Annotated in this window: 12 protein-coding genes; 9 read left to right on the forward strand and 3 right to left on the reverse strand. The window is 73.6% G+C overall.

From position 1 onward, the window contains the following. Positions 1–47: 47 nt before the first annotated feature. From AB0P07_RS33430 to AB0P07_RS33445, 4 genes are all read left to right on the forward strand, one after another. On the forward strand, positions 48–1,577 hold the full coding sequence (locus tag AB0P07_RS33430) for an NAD(P)/FAD-dependent oxidoreductase (protein ID WP_365557342.1): 1,530 nt from the start codon (positions 48–50) through the stop codon (positions 1,575–1,577). Beyond that, complete coding sequence (locus AB0P07_RS33435) at positions 1,574–2,533, forward strand: alpha/beta hydrolase (protein WP_365557344.1); 960 nt, start codon at positions 1,574–1,576, stop codon at positions 2,531–2,533. Before AB0P07_RS33430 ends, AB0P07_RS33435 begins: the two co-directional genes overlap by 4 nt. Continuing rightward, the gene (locus tag AB0P07_RS33440; RefSeq protein ID WP_365557346.1) at positions 2,530–3,423 is read left to right on the forward strand and encodes an SDR family oxidoreductase; all 894 of its coding nucleotides are present in this window, start codon (positions 2,530–2,532) and stop codon (positions 3,421–3,423) included. Before AB0P07_RS33435 ends, AB0P07_RS33440 begins: the two co-directional genes overlap by 4 nt. Positions 3,424–3,508: 85 nt before the next feature. Continuing rightward, a complete protein-coding gene (locus tag AB0P07_RS33445; protein WP_125630927.1) occupies positions 3,509–3,730 on the forward strand; it encodes a hypothetical protein in 222 nt (73 codons plus the stop codon). 74 nt (positions 3,731–3,804) lie between these two features. Here AB0P07_RS33445 and AB0P07_RS33450 read toward each other — a convergent pair whose 3' ends face one another. After that, entirely contained in the window at positions 3,805–7,725 is a 3,921-nt protein-coding gene (locus AB0P07_RS33450) for a S41 family peptidase (RefSeq protein ID WP_365557349.1), read from the reverse strand. Positions 7,726–7,902: 177 nt separating this feature from the next. Here AB0P07_RS33450 and AB0P07_RS33455 point away from each other — a divergent pair, with 177 nt between their 5' ends. The 5 genes from AB0P07_RS33455 to AB0P07_RS33475 all read left to right on the forward strand — a co-directional run bounded on the left by AB0P07_RS33455 (position 7,903) and on the right by AB0P07_RS33475 (position 12,709). Then, positions 7,903–8,502: a TetR/AcrR family transcriptional regulator gene (locus AB0P07_RS33455; protein ID WP_365557351.1), complete on the forward strand. Its 600-nt coding sequence runs from the start codon at positions 7,903–7,905 to the stop codon at positions 8,500–8,502. Positions 8,503–8,605: 103 nt separating this feature from the next. Further along, on the forward strand, positions 8,606–10,843 hold the full coding sequence (locus AB0P07_RS33460; RefSeq protein WP_365557354.1) for an MMPL family transporter: 2,238 nt from the start codon (positions 8,606–8,608) through the stop codon (positions 10,841–10,843). 155 nt (positions 10,844–10,998) lie between these two features. Continuing rightward, positions 10,999–11,508, forward strand: coding sequence for a YbaK/EbsC family protein (locus AB0P07_RS33465; protein ID WP_365557357.1), 510 nt, complete (start codon positions 10,999–11,001; stop codon positions 11,506–11,508). Then, positions 11,505–12,350, forward strand: coding sequence for an EamA family transporter (locus tag AB0P07_RS33470; RefSeq protein WP_365557360.1), 846 nt, complete (start codon positions 11,505–11,507; stop codon positions 12,348–12,350). The genes AB0P07_RS33465 and AB0P07_RS33470 overlap by 4 nt, the downstream gene beginning before the upstream one ends. Before the next feature lie 83 nt (positions 12,351–12,433). Further along, positions 12,434–12,709, forward strand: a complete 276-nt coding sequence (locus tag AB0P07_RS33475; protein WP_365557363.1) for a DUF1876 domain-containing protein — start codon at positions 12,434–12,436, stop codon at positions 12,707–12,709. Here the strand turns inward: AB0P07_RS33475 and AB0P07_RS33480 are convergent. Continuing rightward, positions 12,689–13,906 (reverse strand): serine hydrolase domain-containing protein, encoded by a 1,218-nt coding sequence (locus tag AB0P07_RS33480; protein ID WP_365557417.1) that lies wholly within the window; start codon positions 13,904–13,906, stop codon positions 12,689–12,691. The two genes, AB0P07_RS33475 and AB0P07_RS33480, sit on opposite strands and share 21 nt — an antisense overlap. Before the next feature lie 77 nt (positions 13,907–13,983). Next, the gene (locus tag AB0P07_RS33485; RefSeq protein ID WP_365557365.1) at positions 13,984–14,742 is read right to left on the reverse strand and encodes an ABC transporter ATP-binding protein; all 759 of its coding nucleotides are present in this window, start codon (positions 14,740–14,742) and stop codon (positions 13,984–13,986) included. Between the last annotated feature and the right edge of the window lie 40 nt (positions 14,743–14,782).

Consider the following 14,782-nt stretch of genomic DNA (forward strand, 5'->3'; position numbering starts at 1 on the left):
GGTTCCGAACGGTTCCAGACGGTCCAGGCAAGCGTGGAGGCTCCCAAATGGCCGAGCACGAGCAGGCTCACGAACACGTACGGGTGGCGGTGATCGGGTCCGGCTTCGGCGGGCTGGGGGCCGCCGTGCGGCTGCGGCGCGAAGGGATCACCGACTTCGTCGTACTGGAGCGGGCGGGGAGCGTCGGCGGGACCTGGCGCGACAACAGCTATCCCGGCTGCGCCTGCGACGTGCCGTCCCACCTGTACTCCTTCTCCTTCGCGCCCAACCCCGAGTGGCCGCGCACCTTCTCCGGGCAGGAGCACATCCGCGCCTACCTCGAACACGTCGCCGACACCTTCGGGCTCCGTCCCCACCTCCGCTTCGACTCGGAGGTGAAGCGGATGGCGTGGGACACCGAGCAGCTGCGGTGGGAGATCGAGACCGTGCGCGGCACCCTCACCGCCGACGTCGTCGTCTCCGCGACCGGGCCGCTGTCCGACCCCAAGGTCCCCGACATCCCGGGACTCGACACCTTCCCCGGCAAGGTCTTCCACTCCGCACGCTGGGACCACGACTACGACCTCGCGGGCAAGCGCGTCGCCGTGATCGGCACCGGCGCCTCCGCCATCCAGATCGTGCCGTCCATCCAGCCGAAGGTGGGCCGGCTCACCCTCTTCCAGCGCACCCCGGCCTGGGTGATGCCCCGCGTGGACCGGGCCATCAGCGGTGCCGAACGCGCCCTGCACCGGGCGGTGCCCGCCACCACCAAGCTCCGCCGCGGGCTGCTGTGGGGCATCCGCGAGCTCCAGGTGCAGGCCTTCACCAAGCACCCCGACGAGCTGGGCTTCGTCGAGCGGATCGCCAAGCGCAACATGGGCGCCGCCATCAAGGACCCGGCCTTGCGCGCCAAACTCACCCCCGACTACCGCATCGGCTGCAAGCGGATCCTGCTGTCGAGCACCTACTACCCGGCGCTCGCCAAGCCCAACGTCGACGTGGTCGCGAGCGGTCTCAGCGAGGTGCGCGGGTCGACGCTCGTCGCCGCCGACGGCTCCGAGGCCGAGGCGGACGCGATCATCTTCGGCACCGGGTTCCACGTCACCGACATGCCGATCGCCGAGCGGGTCGTGGGCGCGGACGGGCGGACGCTGGCCGAGGCCTGGAAGGGCGGCATGGAGGCGCTGCGCGGCGGCACGGCGGCCGGCTTCCCCAACTTCATGACGGTCATCGGGCCCAACACCGGCCTCGGCAACTCGTCCATGATCCTGATGATCGAGTCCCAGCTGAACTACATGGCGGACTACCTGCGCCAGCTCAACGTCCTCGGCGGCCGCACCGCCTTCGATCCCCGCCCCGCCGCCGTGCGCAACTGGAACCACCGCGTGCAGGAGCGCATGAAGCGCACGGTGTGGAACACCGGCGGCTGCACCAGCTGGTACCTGGACGCCGGCGGCCGCAACACCACCGTCTGGCCCGGCACGACCGCCGAGTTCCGGCGCGAGACGCGGCGCGTGGACCTCGCGGAGTACCAGGTGCTGCGCCCGGCCCCACGACCGGTCGAGGCCGCCGACGCGGACGCCGAGGTGAGCGCGTGAGCCGCCTGCTGCACGTCGCCGACGGGCCGTACGCCCCGCCCGTGCCCGCCCACGAGCTGACCGTCACCGCCGCCGACGGCGCCCGGATACACGTCGAGGTGCACGGCCCCGAGCACGCGCCCGCCGTCGTCCTCGCCCACGGCTGGTGCTGCTCCACCGCCTTCTGGGCGGCGCAGATCCGGGCACTGGCCGCCGACCACCGGGTCATCGCCTACGACCAGCGCGGGCACGGCCGCAGCCCGGCCAACCCGGCGTACGGCACCGAGCCGCTCGCCGACGACCTCGAAGCCGTACTGGAGGCCACCCTCGCGCCGGGCGAGCGGGCCGTGATCGCCGGGCACTCCATGGGCGGGATGACGCTGATGGCGGCGGCGAGGCGGCCCGCGGTGCGCGAGCACGCGGCGGCCGCCCTGCTGTGCAGCACCGGCAGCGCGCGGCTGGTGGCGTCCGCCACCGTGGTGCCGATGCGGGCGGGCCGGGTGCGTACCTGGCTGACCCGGCGCATCCTCGGCTCCCGGGCGCCGCTCGGGCCGGTCACACCGCTCGCCCGCCGGATCCTCAAGTACGGGACGATGGGCCCGGGTTCGAACCCTCTCATGGTCGAGGCCTGCGCCCGGATCGTGCACGCCTGCCCGAGCCGGGTGCGGCACGGCTGGTCACAGGTGCTCGACCTGCTCGACCTCGACCACGGCCTGAGGGAGTTGCGCATGCCGGTGGAGGTCGTGGTCGGCACGGCGGACCGGCTGACGCCGCCCGTGCACGCCCGTGAGCTGGCCGCCGCGCTGCCGGACTGCGTGGGCCTCACCGAACTCCCGGGGCTCGGCCACATGACGCCGGTGGAGGCGCCGGACCTGGTCACCGGCAAGATACGGGCCCTGGCGGCCACCTACATACCGAGCGCACGCATACCGAGTGCACGCGGTGCGCGTGCCGAACACGCCGAGGAGAGCGCATGAGCAGGGTGAGCCTGGAAGGGCGGGTCGCCGTCGTCACCGGAGCGGCGCGGGGCGTGGGGGAGTTGATGGCCCGCAAGCTGTCCGCGCGCGGCGTGAAGGTGGCGCTGGTCGGCCTGGAGCCGGACGAACTCAAGCAGGTCTCCGCCCGGTTGCACAGCGACAGCGACCACTGGCACGCCGACGTCACCGACCACGAGGCGATGGCACGGGTCGCGGCGGAGGTGAAGGAGCGGTTCGGGAAGGTCGACATCGTCGTCGCCAACGCGGGCGTGGCCACGGGCGGTCCCTTCGTCGAGTCCGACCCCGAGTCCTGGCGGCGGGTGATCGAGGTCAACCTGATCGGCTCGGCGGTGACCGCCCGCGCCTTCCTGCCCGCGTTGCTGGAGAGCCGCGGCTACCTGCTCCAGATCGCGTCGCTGGCCGCCCTCACCCCCGCCCCGATGATGAGCGCCTACTGCGCCTCCAAGTCCGGCGTCGAGGCGTACGCGCACAGTCTGCGCGGCGAGGTCGGGCACCGGGGTGTGAAGGTGGGCGTCGGCTACCTCTCATGGACCGACACCGACATGGTGCGCGGCGCCGACCAGGACGACGTGATGCGGGAGTTGCGGCAGCGGCTGCCCTGGCCGTCGAACAAGACGTACCCGCTGGGCCCGGCGGTCGACCGGCTCGTGGAGGGCGTCGAGCGCCGCTCCGCGCACGTGTACGGGCAGTGGTGGCTGCGCGGCATGCAGGGCGTGCGCGGCTACTTGCCGGCCCTCATCGGCACCGTCGGACAGCGCGAGATGCGGCGCTTCGGGGATCGGCTCGACGGCCTGCGGGTGGGGCTCGTCGGTGCCGGGGGAGCGGCCGACGAACAGCGTCCCACCAGGGCGACTACGGTCCGTAAGTGATCGACATGCGCACGGTCACGGCCCGTGTGAATCTGATCGAGCACCCGGCCGATCCGGTCGGGCCCGATCACAGGAGTGAACCCACATGGGTATGAAGGACCAGTTCCAGGACAAGGCCGACCGCATGCAGCAGCAGGGCAAGCAGCGTGCCGAGCAGGCTCGGGACCAGTTCCAGAACCGCGACCGCCGTCGCGACGAGGACGAGATGGACCCGTCGTCCCAGCGCCGCCGGGAGTCGGGACACCAGGACCCGTCCTCGCGCCGCCGCGACGAGGACGAGCGGCTCCAGGACAGTTTCGACGCCTGACGCGCCGCCGCTGAAGTGAGAGGGCGCCCCCGGCCGTTCCGGGTGGGCGCCCTCTCCCCTGTCACCGGCCCCTCCTACTCCCTCGGCGGTAGCGGCGGACGCGAGCGGTCCGGTACGGCGTCGTAACCGGGCGGCGTCGCGGGCGGGTTGGCCTCCAGCAGCTCCAACGCGAGGCGGACCGCCTCGTCCAGGACCGTGTAGCGGCCCTCGGCCCAGTCCAGCGGGGTGCGCAGCGCCTCGACGTCGGGGGCGACGCCGTAGTTCTCCACGGACCAGCCGTAGGCGTCGAACCAGGCCGCGTTCATCGGCACCGTGATCACCGAGCCGTCGCCGAGGCGGTGCCGGCCGGTCATGCCGACCACGCCGCCCCAGGTGCGCTGCCCGACCACCGGACCGAGCCGCAGCAGCTTGAACGCGGCCGTGATCATGTCGCCGTCGGACGACGTCGCCTCGTCGGCGACCGCGACGACCGGACCGCGCGGCGCGTTGGAGGTGTACGACACCGGCTGGGCGTCCCGCGTCAGGTCCCAGCCCAGGATGGTCCGGGTCAGTTTCTCGATCACCAGCTCGCTGATGTGCCCGCCCGCGTTGCCGCGCACGTCGACGATGAGCGCGGGCCGGGACACTTCCATGCGAAGGTCGCGGTTGAACTGCGCCCAGCCGGAGCCGCCCATGTCGGGGATGTGCAGGTAGCCGCACTGCCCACCGCTCAACTCCCGTACCACCTGGCGCCGTTTGGCCACCCAGTCCTGGTAGCGCAGGGGACGTTCGTCGACGAGCGGCACGACGGCGACCCGGCGGGAGGGGCCCCGGCAGCCCTCGGCGGGCGAGAAGGTCAGCTCCACCGTCGTACCGCCCGCGCCCGCCAGCAGCGGGGACGGGCCGAGGACCGGGTCGACGGGGCGGCCGTCGACGTGGCTCAGGACGGCCCCGTCGCGGATGCCCGTGCCGGCCAGCGGCGAGCGGGCCCTGGAGTCGGAGGAGTCGCCCGGCAGGATGCGCTTCGCCACCCACCGGCCGTCCCGGCAGACGAAGTTGGCACCGAGCAGGCCCTGCCAGCGCTGGTAGTGCGCCGGGCCCTCGTTGCGCCGGCCGGCGACGACGTACGCGTGCGAGGTGCCCAGCTCGCCGAGCACCTCGCGCAGCAGGTCGGCGAACTCGTCGGGGGAGGCGACCCGTTCGAGCAGCGGACGGTACTGGTCCAGGACCGCGTCCCAGTCGATGCCGCACATCCCGGGGTCCCAGAAGTAGGCGCGGATCAGGCGGCCCGCCTCGTCGTACGCCTGGCGCCATTCGGCGGCCGGGTCGACCTCGTGCAGGATGCGGCGCAGGTCGATCCAGGTGGTCGAGTCGCCGTCGCCCACCTCGGTCGCCGGTACGGCGCGCAGGTCGCCCTCGTCGAGCACGACCAGGCGGCTGCCGTCGCCGCTGACCCGGAACCAGTCGAGGTGGTCGACCAGCTCGGACTTCTTCGCCTTGGCGAGGTTGAAGTGCTCCAGCGTCGGCCGCTCGCTCGGGTCGGCCGGGTTGGCGAAGGTCTCGCCGAGCGCGCCGGAGATCGGCCAGCGCAGCCAGACCAGGCCGCCGCCCGCGACCGGCTCCAGCGCCGAGTACTTGGAGGCGGTGACCGGGAACGGCGTCACCCGGCTCTCCAGACCCTCGACCTCGACGGTCACCGCGCCGCCCTCGCCGGGCTCGTCCTCCAGGGGGTCCAGGCCCCCGGCCGCCGGGCGGCCCTCGGGGTTGAGGGCGAAGGGGGAGGGTGTCGCGGAGGACAGCGGCACCAGATAGGGGCGGCAGCCCAGCGGGAAGGACAGGTCGCCGGTGTGCACGTCGTACACCGGGTCGAAGCCGCGCCAGGACAGGAAGGCGAGGTAGCGGCCGTCCCGGGTGAACACCGGGTTCTCGTCCTCGAAGCGGCCGTTGGTGACGTCGACGACCAGCGTGCCCTCCGGGCCGTCGATCCGGGCCATCCTGATCTGCCGCAGGGTGCGTCCGATGCCCGGGTGCGACCAGGTGAGCCAGGCCCCGTCGGGGGAGAAGGCGAGGTCGCGCACGGGGCCGTTGACGGAACGGACCAGCTCGGTGACCCGGCCTCCGGCGGTCGCGGGAGTGCCGGGCCCGCCCGGCGTCACGGTGCCCCCGGCGGCGGCGCCCTCGGCGGGAACGTCCGCGCCGGTGCCTGCGGCGGCCGGGGGGAAGCCAGGGCCGCCCGGGGTGCCGGTCTCCCCGGTGGCCGGCCCGGAGCCGGGGGCGGGATGGTCGCGCGGGGCGCCCGGCCGGGGGGCGTCGTCGGCGGCGTCGTCGCCCGTGGGAGCGCCTCCCCGGCGGGCGGCGGCCGCGGGGCCGTCTCCCGCCGTGTCGCCGTCCGCGGTGCCGTCGGACGCCGTGCCATCGGCCGTGGAGGCCGCTCCTTCCGGCGCGCCGTGGGCCGTCGCCTCGCCTTCCGCCGTCCGCCGGGTCGACGTGCCGTCTGCCGTCACCCCGGTGGCCGGTCCGGGGCCGGGGGCGCGGTCGTCGCGCGTGGCGCCCGCCGCGGCGCCGCTGCCCGCGGGGGAGCCCGCCGGGGTGTCGCCGGCCGTGCGGGCACCTCCCGCCGCGCCTCCTTCGGTCGCGCCGCCGTCGGCCGGGTCGGTGTCCGTCCCGGGCGCCCTGCCTGCCGCGTCCTCTTGCGTCGCGTCTGCCGGGAGCTCGGGATCCCCGGCATCTCCCGGATACCCGGCGTCCACCGCGTCCAGCGTCAGCGCGACCTCCGGGTCCGGTTCCGTGACGTCGAGGATCAGCAGCCGTCCGTCGTGCGAGGCGACGGCGAGGCGCTCGCCCGCAGGGTCCGACACCAGCTCCAGGACCCGGCCCAGGCGTCCGGAGGCCAGTCGCCGGGCCGCGCGGCCGCCGGTCGCCCGGGGCAGGTAGGAGATCTCGACGGCGTCCTCGCCCTCCGCGTCCGTCACGTACGCGATCCGGCCGCTCTCCCCGAGCATCTCCGGCAGCCGCACCCGTACCCCCGGGGTGTCGGCGATGGTGCGGGCCGGGCCGTCGCGGTGGGTGAGCCAGTACAGGCTGCCGCGTACGACGACGGCGCTCGCCCGGCCCGTCTCGTCGACGGAGACGCCGCCCACGTGCTGGGCCGCGGGCACCTGGTACGTACGCCGTCCCGCGCGCGGACCGCTCAGCCGCACGTCGAGCTTGCGCGGCGCCGAGCCGGGCGCGAGGTCGTCCACGATCCACAGGTCGCCCGCGCACTGGTACACCACCCGCGTGCCGTCGCTCGCGGCGTTGCGGGCGTAGAACGCGTCGTGGTCGGTGTGGCGGCGCAGGCCGGTGCCGTCCGGCGCGCAGGAGTACAGGTTGCCGACGCCCTCGTGGTCGGAGAGGAAGGCGATCCGGCCGCCGACGAACATGGGGGCGGCGAGGTGCCCGCCGAGGTCGGGCAGCAGCCGCTCGCCGTGCAGCCACAGCCGGCCCGTGGCGCCGCCCCGGTAGCGCTTCCAGGCGGCCGGCTCGTGCGGCGGGGTGCCGGTCAGCAGCAGCGTCCTGCGTTCGCCGTCGAGGTCGGCGGCCTGGATGTCGGAGACGGGCCCCCAGGGCAGCTTGCGGCCGGGGTCGCCGTCGGGGGTGACCTTGTAGGCCCAGGTGAGGTGCGAGAAGGGCTCGCCGTGGGAGGCGACGGCGAGGACGGCGGTGGTGCCGTCGGGATCGGGCGGCGACCAGCCGCAGACCCGGGTGTCGAGGCCGCCCCAGTGGGTGAGCTGCCGTCCGGGGCCGCCGTCCACCGGCACGAGGTGGACCTCGGGCACGAGGGTGCGCCAACTGGTGCAGGCGATGTGCCGGCCGTCGGGGGAGAAGCGGGGGTGACCGACCTTGGTGCGGTCGACGGTGAGCCGCCAGGCCCGGCCCGGACCGTCGAGGGACGCGAGCCAGAGGTCGTCCTCGGCCACGAAACACAGCTGGTCGCCACTGAGGTGCGGAAGGCGCAGATAACTCACCCACCCCATGCTTTTCCGGGTGACGGGTACCGGCAACTTGTGCGGTGCGCTTATGCGGTGCCGACAACCGTGACCCAGAACACGAACGAAACCGTTTCGTTTCGCTAGGTGGCTGGGGTACATTCGTCCTGTACGAAACGGTGCCGTTCTGACGGACGCCGAGTGTGACGGAGAGGAGTGAGCGAGATGACCGAGGTCGCCACCGCGCGCCGCAGTCGGATCACTCCCGAGCGCGAGGCCGAGCTGTACGAGGCCGTGCTCGACCTGCTCCGGGAAGTCGGGTACGACGCCCTCACCATGGACGCCGTGGCCGCCCGCACCCGGTCCAGCAAGGCGACGCTCTACCGCCAGTGGGGCGGCAAGCCGGAGCTGGTCGTCAAGGCCATGCGACACAACAAGCCGGGCGAGATCGGCGACGTCGACACCGGCTCGCTCCGCGGCGACCTGCACGCCCTCATGGCGCGCGAGGACGACTGCACCATGGAACAGAACTCCGCGCTGATGCGGGGCGTCGCCATGGCGCTGCACCAGAACCCGGACCTTCGCCAGGCCTTCCGGGAACAGCTCATCGAACCGGAGATGGTCGAGTTCCAGCGTGTGCTGCAACGCGCCGTCGACCGCGGAGAGATCAGAGCGGACTGTCCGGCGCTGGACTTCCTCGTGCACATGATGGTCGGCGGATTCGCCACCCGCACGCTGCTGGACGACCAGCCGCCGACCCGGGAGTTCCTCACCTCCTACATCGACGCCGTGATCCTCCCCGCCCTCGGCGTCTCCACCCACTGACATCCCCACGCAACTCCTGAGCCCCACCTGACGTAACCGCTCACGTCGTCGGGCTGATCCCCCCTGCCCTGAAGACCCACGACCTGACCGGGAGTACGCCCCCGTGGCCACGTTCCTCTACAAACTCGGCCGGCTCGCCTTCCGCCGACGGCACTTCGTCGCCCTGATCTGGGTGGCCCTGCTGACGCTCGCCGGCGTCGGCGCGGCCAGCGCCCCGCCCGCCGGCAACTCCTCCTTCTCCATCCCCGGAACGGAGGCCCAGAAGGCCTTCGACCTGCTGGAACAGCGCTTCCCCGGGGCGAGTGCCGACGGAGCGACCGCACGCGTCGTCTTCAAGGCGCCGTCCGGCGAGAAGATGACGGACGCCGACAACAAGGCGACCGTGCAGAAGACCGTCGACGAGCTCGCGGACGGCTCCGAGGTCGCCTCGGTCGCCGACCCCTACACGGGCAACGCCGTCAGCAAGGACGGCACCATCGCCTACGCCTCGGTGAAGTACGACGTCTCCGGCATGGAGCTGGAGGAGTCCACCAAGGACGCCCTGGAGGACGCCGCCCAGCAGGCGCGCGACGCCGGGCTGACCGTCGAGGTCGGCGGTGACGCGCTCCAGGCCGTCCCGGAGACCGGCGCCACCGAGGTCATCGGCATCGCGGTCGCCGCCGTCGTCCTGGTCATCACCTTCGGCTCCCTGGTCGCGGCCGGGCTGCCGCTGCTCACCGCCCTGATCGGCGTCGGCATCGGCGTCTCCTCGATCACCGCGCTCGCCGGCGCGCTCGAACTGGGCTCGACCACCTCGATCCTGGCCATGATGATCGGCCTCGCGGTCGGCATCGACTACGCCCTGTTCATCGTCTCCCGCTACCGCGCCGAACTCGCCGAGGGGCGCGAGCGCGAGGAGGCCGCCGGACGGGCGGTCGGCACGGCGGGCTCCGCGGTCGTCTTCGCGGGCCTCACGGTCGTCATCGCCCTGGTGGGCCTCGCGGTCGTCAACATCCCGATGCTCACCAAGATGGGCGTCGCGGCGGCCGGCACCGTCGCCATCGCGGTCCTGATCGCGCTCACGATGATCCCCGCGCTGCTCGGCTACGCCGGCCGCCGGGTCAAGCCGGCGGGCGCGAAGGGCAGGCTGCTCGGCCGCTCCCGCAAGGGCGAGCCGAAGCAGGACGCGCCGGCCGGCCCGCCGAAGGCCAACCTGGGCACCCGCTGGGCGAGCTTCGTCGTCCGCCGGCCCCTCGCCGTCCTGCTCCTGGGCGTCATCGGCCTCGGTGCCGCGGCGGTCCCCGCGGCCTCCCTGGAGCTGGGCCTGCCCGACGACGGCTCCCAGCCGACGTCCACGACCCAGCGCCGCGCCTACGACCTGCTCTCCGAGGGCTTCGGCCCCGGCTTCAACGGCCCGCTGATGGTCGTCGTGGACGCGAAGGGCAGCGACACGCCCAAGGACGCCTTCGACGACGTGGCGGGCGAGATCAAGGGCCTCGACGGCGTCGTGGCGGTGACCCCGCCCGCGCCCAACAAGGGCGGCGACACCGCGACGATCACCGTGATCCCGGACTCCAAGCCGTCCTCCGTGCAGACCGAGGACCTGGTGCACGCCATCCGTGACGCGGGCGGCGACGTCGAGGCGAAGACCGGTGCCGAGACCCTGGTCACCGGCGCGACGGCGATGAACATCGACGTCAGCGAGAAGCTCAACGACGCGCTGGTGCCGTACCTGGTCCTGGTCGTCGGCCTGGCCTTCCTCCTGCTGATCGTGGTCTTCCGCTCGGTCCTGGTCCCGCTGAAGGCGGCCCTCGGCTTCCTGCTCTCCGTCATGGCGGCGCTCGGCGCGGTCGTCGCGGTCTTCCAGTGGGGCTGGCTGTCCGGCCTGATGGGCGTCGAGGAGACCGGCCCGGTCATGTCGATGATGCCGATCTTCATGGTCGGCGTGGTCTTCGGCCTGGCCATGGACTACGAGGTCTTCCTGGTCACCCGCATGCGGGAGGCGTTCGTCCACGGCGAGAAGCCCCACCAGGCGGTCGTCACCGGCTTCAAGCACGGCGCACGGGTCGTCACCGCCGCCGCGGTGATCATGATGGCGGTCTTCGCGGGCTTCATCGGCTCCAGCGAGTCGATGGTCAAGATGATCGGCTTCGGCCTCGCGATCGCCGTGTTCTTCGACGCGTTCGTCGTCCGGATGGCCATCGTCCCGGCGGTCCTCGCGCTGCTCGGCAAGAAGGCCTGGTGGCTGCCGAAGTGGCTGGACCGCGCACTGCCCAACGTGGACGTCGAGGGCGAAGGCCTGCGCACGGCCGGCGAGCGGGGCTCCGACCCCGACGAGGACCGGGAGCTGGTGCGCGCCTGACCCGCCGCCGCTGAAAGGGGTACGGCGACAGACCAGCCGGTGAGGGCTTCCGTGGGGACGGGGCCGCCCTCACCGGCTTCCCCTGTTCAAGGGCCCCGCGACCGGCTCCGTAACCGGGTCGCCCGTGGGCCGCGGGTACCGCTACGGTGCCCACCATGACGACGACCGACGACGCCTCCGGCTCCGCCGCCCATCCCCGCTTCGCCGCCGCCCTGCGCGAACTCGGCCTCGGCGACCTGGCCGAGCGGGCGAGGCGCTTCCCGGAGGCCACCCGCACCGCCACCGAGGCCGCCGCCGCGATCGGGTGCGAGCTGAGCCAGATCTGCAAGTCGCTCATCTTCGCCGCGGACGGGGCCCCCGTCCTGGTCCTCATGGACGGCGCCTCCCGCGTCGACCTGGACCGGGTCCGCGAGGAACTCGGCGCCGAGAAGGTCACGCGGGCCAAGGCCGACGTCGTACGGGAGACCACCGGCTACGCGATCGGCGGGGTGCCGCCCTTCGGGCACCGGACCAGGACCCGGGTGCTGGCCGACCGGTCCCTGCTCGACCACGAGACCGTCTGGGCCGCCGCCGGGACCCCGTACGCCGTCTTCCCGATGGAGCCCAAGGAGCTCGTCGCCACCGCCGGCGCCACCCTCGTGGACGTGCGCGAGCGCTCGGCGTGACCCCACTGGTCACCGCCGCCGTGCTGCTCGCGGCGGTCACCCACGCCGGCTGGAACGCCATCGCCCACCGGATCACCGACAAGCTCACCGGCTTCGCGCTGATCTCCGGCGGCGGGATGCTCATCGGGCTCGCGCTGCTGCCGTTCACGGCCTTCCCGGCGGCCGGCGCGTGGCCGTACCTGCTGGTCTCCGCCGCCGTCCACATCGCCTACTACGCCCTGCTGATGCGGTCCTTCCGGCTGGGCGACTTCGGCCAGGCCTACCCGATCGCCCGCGGCAGCGCGCCGCTGCTGGTCACCGTCCTCGCCGCCGTCTTCGCCCACGAGGTGCCGGACGGCTGGGCCGCCGCGGGCATCCTGGTCTCCTGCGCGGGGCTGACCGGCGTCGCCCTGTGGGGGCTGCGCGGACGCCGGCCCGACTGGGCGGCCATCGGCGCCGCCCTGGCGACCGGCGTGACCATCGCGGCGTACACGGTCGTCGACGGCCTCGGCGTACGCGCCTCCGGGACCTCCCTCGGGTACATCGCCTGGCTGATGGCGGTGCAGGGGACGGTCCTGCCGGCGTACTTCCTGTACCGCCACCGCGCCGGGGCCCGGGCGCTGCTTGGGCCGCACGCCCGCCTCGGACTGCTCGGCGCGGCCCTGTCCGTCACCGCCTACGCCCTGGTCCTGTGGGCGCAGACCCGCGCCGAACTCGCCCCCATCGCCGCGCTGCGCGAGTCGTCCATCCTGGTCGGCGCCGCGATCGGGGCCGTCTTCTTCAAGGAGCGGTTCGGCGCGCCCCGGATCGCGGCGGCGGGCCTCCTCGTCGTCGGGATCGGGCTGATGCTGCGCACCGGATAGCCGGAACGGCCGGGGCGGCCGGAGTGGTGCGGACCGCCGTGGGGAGGCGCACCCTGGAAGGAGATGTTCCGGAGGTGATCGTCATGATGCACACCACAGTGGGATGGCACGTCGACATGGAGTTCATGGAGGACGACCAGCACACGCGGGCGGTCGCGATGGTGCGGCTCCCCGACGGTACCGAGGTCCGCGCGCACGGCCACGCCAGCCGCCACCGGGTCGACTCCCAGCAGCCACGGGTCGGCGAAGAGGTCGCGGGGGCACGCGCGTTGAACGAGCTGGCGATGCAGCTGCTCACCAAGGCGCACGACGAGATCGACGCGGCGTCGGGGCGGACCTCACACCCGATCCACGTCTGAGCCGCTCCCGCCGAGCGACGCGCGTACCGCCCGTACCAGCGCCTGCGCCCGCGGGTCCGCCGTCACCGTCTTGCGGAAGCCGTTGGTGACGTAGCCCAGCGCGATGCCGGCCTCCGGGTCGGCGAAGCCGAGGGAGCCGCCGCGGCCCGGGTGGCCGAAGGAGCCGGGCGACAGGAACGGGGACGCGCTGCCGTGCAGCATGTAGCCGAGGCCGAACCGGGTGCCCACGACCAGGATCCGGTCCGGCCCGGCGGACTCCTCGGCCCGGGCCAGCTCCATCGTCGCCCGGTCGAACAGCCGCACGCTCCGCGTCACGCCGTCGACCTCGCCGATCAGCGCCGCGTAGAAGCGGGCCAGACCGTCGGCCGTGGCGATGCCGTTGGCGGCCGGGAGCGAGGCGGCGCGGTACACGGGGTCGTTCTGGTCGGGGAACGGGGTGATCGCGGCGAAGGCGCGCCGGGTGAGGGAGTCCGGGTTCCCGTAGGCCTCGGTGACCGCGCGCTTGGGACGCAGCCGCGGGCCGTTCCCCGACGGCCCGGGCTCGTCGAGGCGCCCGACCCGTCCGGCCCGGCCCGCCGCCTCCTCCGCCTCGGGCAGCCCCACCCACAGGTCCAGGCCGAGAGGCCGGGCGATCTCGTCCGCGATCCACTGCCCGGCGCCCCGCCCGCCCGTCACCCGGCGGACCAGCTCGTCGAGGAGCCAGCCGTAGGTCAGCGCGTGGTAACCGTGATCGGTGCCCGGCTCCCACACGGGCGCCTGGGCGGCGACGGCCGCGGGGCCCCGAAGCGGGTCCAGGGCCTCCTCGGGGGTGAGCGGACGGTCCAGGACCGGCAGCCCGGCCCGGTGGTTCAGCACGTGCCGGACCAGCACCCGCTCCTTGCCGTGCGCCTTGAACTCCGGCCAGTACTCGCCCACCGGCGCGTCCAGGTCCAGCTCCCCGCGCCGGTGCAGCAGCAGCGGTACGGCGGCGGCGACGCCCTTGGTCGCCGAACGGACCACCTGGGCGGTGCCCCGGCGCCACGGCTCGGTGCCGGCCGTGCCGTCGACGTCCCTGGTGCCGCCCCACAGGTCGACGACCTTGCGCCCGTCCCGGTAGACGGCGACGGCCGCGCCGCGCTCGCCGAGCGCGGCGAAGTTCCGTACGAACGCGTCCCTCACCGGCTCGAAGCCCTCGGCCACCGTGCCGTGCACGTCCACGTCCGTGTCCACTTCGCTACGTCCCTTCCGGCCGCTGGTGACGGTGGATGCAACCGCCCCGGACCGTCCACCATTCCTCACCCGCCGGTCGCCACCGACCGCGGGTCGAAACCGAAGGGCAGCTCCAGGCGGTGGGCGCGCATCAGCGCGTCGTCCGACAGCAGCTGTGCCGTCGGACCGTCGGCGGCGATCACCCCGTCGCTGAGGATCAGGGCGCGGGGACACAGCTCCAGGGCGTAGGGCAGGTCGTGGGTGACCATCAGGACCGTGACGTCCAGGGAGCGCAGGATGTCGGCGAGTTCGCGGCGGGAGGCCGGGTCGAGGTTGGAGGAGGGTTCGTCCAGGACCAGGATCTCCGGCTCCATGGCGAGCACGGTCGCCACCGCCACCCGGCGCCGCTGGCCGAAGGAGAGGTGGTGCGGGGGCCGGTCCTTGAACTCCGCCATGCCGACCAGCGTGAGCGCCCGGTCGACGCAGGCCTCCAGCGCCGCGCCCTGCACCCCGGCCGCCGCCGGTCCGAACGCCACGTCCTCGCGCACGGTCGGCATGAAGAGCTGGTCGTCCGGGTCCTGGAAGACGATCCCGACCCGGCGCCGGATCTGAGCCATGTTCCGCTTGTCGACCGGCAGCCCGGCCACCGCGACCGTGCCCGTGCCGCCGGTCAGGATGCCGTTGAGGTGCAGGACGAGGGTGGTCTTGCCCGCGCCGTTGGGCCCGAGCAGCGCGACCCGCTCGCCGCGCGCGACGGAGAAGTCCACGCCGAACAGGGCCTGATGGCCGTCGGGGTAGGCGAAGGCGAGGCCGGAGACGTCGAGGGAGGCGGGCGCGCCGGTCACGGCGTCTGCTTCGGGGCCGGTCACGGAATCTGTCACTGGG

Source organism: Streptomyces sp. NPDC085944, from assembly GCF_040686295.1.
GTDB lineage: Bacteria > Actinomycetota > Actinomycetes > Streptomycetales > Streptomycetaceae > Streptomyces > Streptomyces salinarius.